Source organism: Streptomyces mesophilus, assembly GCF_011044995.1.
Taxonomy (GTDB): domain Bacteria; phylum Actinomycetota; class Actinomycetes; order Streptomycetales; family Streptomycetaceae; genus Streptomyces; species Streptomyces mesophilus.
The window spans coordinates 1-3925 of sequence record NZ_JAAKZW010000392.1; the positions used below are offsets into that span (position 1 = coordinate 1).

Annotated in this window: 3 protein-coding genes; 1 reads left to right on the top strand and 2 read right to left on the bottom strand. The window is 71.8% G+C overall.

Annotated features, from left to right (window positions below; genetic code table 11):
• Positions 1-509, bottom strand: a 509-nt coding sequence (locus G6045_RS39720) for a hypothetical protein (protein ID WP_165337111.1), incomplete at its 3' end; no start/stop codon positions are given.
• Positions 510-740: 231 nt separating this feature from the next.
• Positions 741-2780 (bottom strand): N-6 DNA methylase, encoded by a 2040-nt coding sequence (locus tag G6045_RS39725; protein WP_165337112.1) that lies wholly within the window; start codon positions 2778-2780, stop codon positions 741-743.
• A gap of 237 nt (positions 2781-3017) precedes the next feature.
• Here G6045_RS39725 and G6045_RS39730 point away from each other — a divergent pair, with 237 nt between their 5' ends.
• Positions 3018-3845: a hypothetical protein gene (locus tag G6045_RS39730; protein ID WP_235968600.1), complete on the top strand. Its 828-nt coding sequence runs from the start codon at positions 3018-3020 to the stop codon at positions 3843-3845.
• Positions 3846-3925 lie beyond the last annotated feature (80 nt).

Below are 3925 nucleotides of genomic sequence, written 5' to 3' on the forward strand. Positions count from 1 at the left end.
ATCGGCTGCTGCGGCGGGGTGGGCAGGGGCTGCTGCTGCGGGTGCATCGGCGCGGTGACGCCCTGGTGCGGGACGCCCTGCCCGTACGCGGTGGGGGCGGTGGGCGGGTAGCCGTAGGCCTGGGGCTGCTTGTGGAGCTGGGGCTGCGCGTAGGTGGCCGGCCCGCTCCAGCCGTGGAAGTGCTTGATGTCCGCGTACAGGTAGTACGTGACACAGGCGATGAGGTTGCCGAGCAGCAGGAGCAGGCCGAACCACTCCTGGTTGGTGTCGATGTCATCGGTCGGTTCGTCGCCGATGAGGAAGAGGGAGAACGCGACCACCACCAGAGCCAGGGCGAACAGCACCCAGTCCTTGGCCTTTTTGGTCAGGACGGCGACCCGGATCAGCGGCGCCCAGGCGAGCATGCCGCACAGGCCGATGGCGAGCACGACGAAGACCACGCGCAGGGTCACCAGCGCCGCGTCGGAGGGACGGCGGCTTGGCGGTGGTGCGTAGCCGGGGCCGTGCATGGGGCTGCTCCTGAAAGCGAATCCTGGAACCGAACGGGGTGCCGAGTCGGGACGTGCAGAGACGAGCGTATAAGGCGACCAGGACAACCGGCCCGGGGTTGTACGTGATCGAGGAAATCGATCCGGTCACGGCGGGCACGATCCGGCTACGGAGTCTGTGAGTCCGCTTTGTCAGTGGGGATCGATAGCCTCATTGGGGCTCGGCCCCCGGGAGGGAGGGGTCTGTCCGGCTCACCCTGGCGCGATCGTCCCGTCCGTCAGGCCGTCGTACGTCCCCTGGACCAGTTGCTCCCCGAGCCGCGTCGCCTGCCGCAGGGTGTCCTCGAAGGCCGCGAGGGCGCGGAACCGCTCCCCGTACGCGCGCTGCTGCTCGAGCGGCAGGCGCGGGAGCTGGAGGCGGCGGACGTCGAGGCGGGTGGCGGTCGAGGCGTAGCTGCTGGCCTGGCGGTTGTTGGCGGTGCCGCGCAGGAAACCGGCGAGGAACCAGGGGTCGAGCGCCGCCGGGTCGGGTCTGAGCAGGGACAGATTGCGGCCCAGCGCGGCGCCGGCGGTGGCGGCGTCGATGACTCGGGTGACGCTGCCGGCGCCGAGGACGGGGACGACCACGTCGCCCTCTTCGGTGAGTTCGGGCGCTTCGTGGTCCTCGGGCAGGGTGCCGGAGGGGACGGCCGCGGTGAACACGTCGTGGTCGGTGAGGACGGGGACGGTGCCGCCGAGCGCGACGGCCGCGTTGCCGGTTCTGAGCGTGAGGGCGCCCGCGCGGGCGAGTTCGCCGATGGTGGTGAGCGGCCAGCGCGCGTCGGGGGCCGGTTCGGCGGCGGGCGGGGTGAGGTCGGCGGTCAGCCTGAGGGTGTCGGTGAGCTTTTCCCGTACGGAGGTGAGCTGCTCGATACCGCCGCCGGCCGCGGACGGGGGCAGATGGCGCGCGGGCGCGAGGTCCACGTCGTCGTCGAGGAGGTCGATCACCGCGAGGGCGCGGGCGAGGCCCGGCTGTTCCTCGGCGGTGCCGGTGCGCTCGTACGCCTCCCAGGCCTCGGTGACCGCGGACTGCAGGGCGGGCCAGGGCAGTTCGGGCTGGCCTTCCGGTACGAGCGAGGCGGTCTCCATCAGGAGCAGCTCGGCGGCAGGCCGGGTGGCCGGGCCGGGGCGGCGCAGGATCCACAGGTGCAGCGGGATGTTGTGCGGGGGTGCGGCGCCGGCGGGCAGCGCGATCACGGCGCGCAGGGCGCCGCGGCGCAGCAGGTCGGCGCGGATGCGGCGGCCCGAGCGGCGGGACGCGGCGGCGGGCGGCATCAGCAGGACGGCGGTGCCGCCGTCGGCGAGCCGGGCCAGCGCGTGCTGGACCCAGGCGAGCTCGGATTCGGTGCGGGCGGGGAAGCCGTACTCCCAGCGGGGGTCGTAGGCCAGTTCGTCATGGCCCCAGTTGCGCTCGTTGAACGGCGGATGGCAGACCACCGCGTCCGCCCTGAGCTGCGGGAAGGCGTCGGCGCGCAGGCTGTCGCCGGTGCGGGTGCGGATGCGGGCGTGGCCGGCGAGGGCCAGGCGCAGGGCGGTGAGGGCGGCGAGTTCGGGCGCCGAGTCCTGGCCGTGGAGCTCCAGGTCGGGGCGTGCGGCGATGGCCCTGAGCAGGGCGCCGGTGCCGCAGGCCGGGTCGAGGACAGAGCGTACGGGTCCGGCGAGGCGGGCGATCAGCTCGGCGGGTCCTGCCGGAGTGGGCGTGTACTGGCGGGAGTTGGCGTCCAGGTGGCGGCCGAGCAGGAACTCGAAGGTCTGCCGTGTACCCAGCTCGGCGGCGAGGTGGGCGGCCGCGCGCAGTAGCGGTACGGAGGCGTGCAGGGCCTCGGTGGACGGGACTTGGACCGCTCGGTGGCGCGCGGCGCCGAAGCGGTCGGTGAGCACCTTGGCGTACGCGTCCGGGAGCAGTTCTGCCAGGCGCCGGTCGGAGAGCGCGTTGAGCTCGAGCCAGTCGGTGGGGCGCTCGTGCACGAGCAGCAGTTCACAGCCGATGTGCAGCAGCGCGGTGGCGGGGCCCGCGGGGTGCCCCGTGAGCTGCTGCCAGACGCGTTCGCGCAGCGGGACCTCGGCGAGTTTGCCCTGGCGGCGCAGCCAGTCCTCGACCTCGGGGAGCGCGAAGGACGGGCTGGTCTCGGTGCCGCCCACGGGCTTGGGGAAATCGGCGTGCCGGCGGCGCCAGTTGCTGACGGCGGCCCGGCCCACCCCGGCGAGCCGGGCGATTCCGGCGGCGGTCACCTCTGTCGCACTCGTAGGCACCCGGCTGGCTCCCCTCTGGATACGGCTCTGGATACGGCCCCATGCGCACCGATACGGCTCGGCGCTGCGGATGCGCTGGATCCTATCGCTCACACGCGTGAACGGACCAGATCCTGTGAACCGTGTTGACTCGGTTCACAGGCTCTGCTCTTATTGACCCAGCGGTTCACAGCCCACCGAGTTCACGGGCTCACAGCCGGTCTACGACTGTCCCCTTGTGCACGAAAGGTGCTCCAGATGTCTCAGCAGCCCCAGCAGCCCCAGTGGTCGCAGCAGTCCCAGCAGCCTCAGCAGCCGATGTACGGCTCGCACGGCTCGTACGGCCCCCAGCACGCCGCCCCTCAGCCGCCGCCCAGACGGAGCTGGGTCGCCCGCCACAAGGTGCTCACCGCGATCGGCGCGATCGTCGTGGTCGTCGGGATCGGCGGGGCGCTCGGGGCCGGCGGCGACGACGGTTCGGACGGCTCGAAGGACTCCGCCTCGGTCTCGGCCGGTACCGGCGGCGACAGCAAGGCCAAGGACGGCGACAAGCCGCAGAAGGCCGAGGACGCCCCCAAGGACAAGGTCGCCATCGACGGCGACGGGGACTTCGAGGTCGGCGCCGACGTCAAGCCCGGCACGTACAGGACGACGGGCAACGACGACGGCATGTGCTACTGGGAGCGCCTCAAGGACTCCAAGGGCGAGCTCGAGTCGATCCTGGCCAACGACAACGTGACCGGCACGTCGTACGTGACGATCAAGCCCGGCGACAAGCTGTTCAAGTCCTCGGACTGCAACGGCTGGACCGCGGTCGACGAGGCCGCCAAGGGCTCGCCGAAGGGCGGGGACATCAAGGGCGAGGGCGGCATGTTCAAGGTCGGCGTCGACATCGCCCCGGGCACGTACAAGTCCAGCGGGAACACGGACGACATGTGCTACTGGGAGCGCTCGAAGGACGCCGAGCACGGCCTGGAGTCCATCGCCGCCAACGAGAACGTGAACGGCAACGGGATCGTGACGATCACCGCGAAGGACGCCTACTTCAAGACGACCGGGTGCCAGGACTGGAAGAAGACGGGCTGATCAGCCCTGCCGGACCGGGTTGAACAGCCCTGCCGAACCGGGCTGAACACCTCACCCGGAGCCCCGTCCCCTCGTCGTCC

Bases quoted from the DNA above. Each gene is read 5' to 3' on its own strand.
- G6045_RS39730 (WP_235968600.1), top strand. From the start codon at position 3,018: ATGTCTCAGCAGCCCCAGCAGCCCCAGTGGTCGCAGCAGTCCCAGCAG.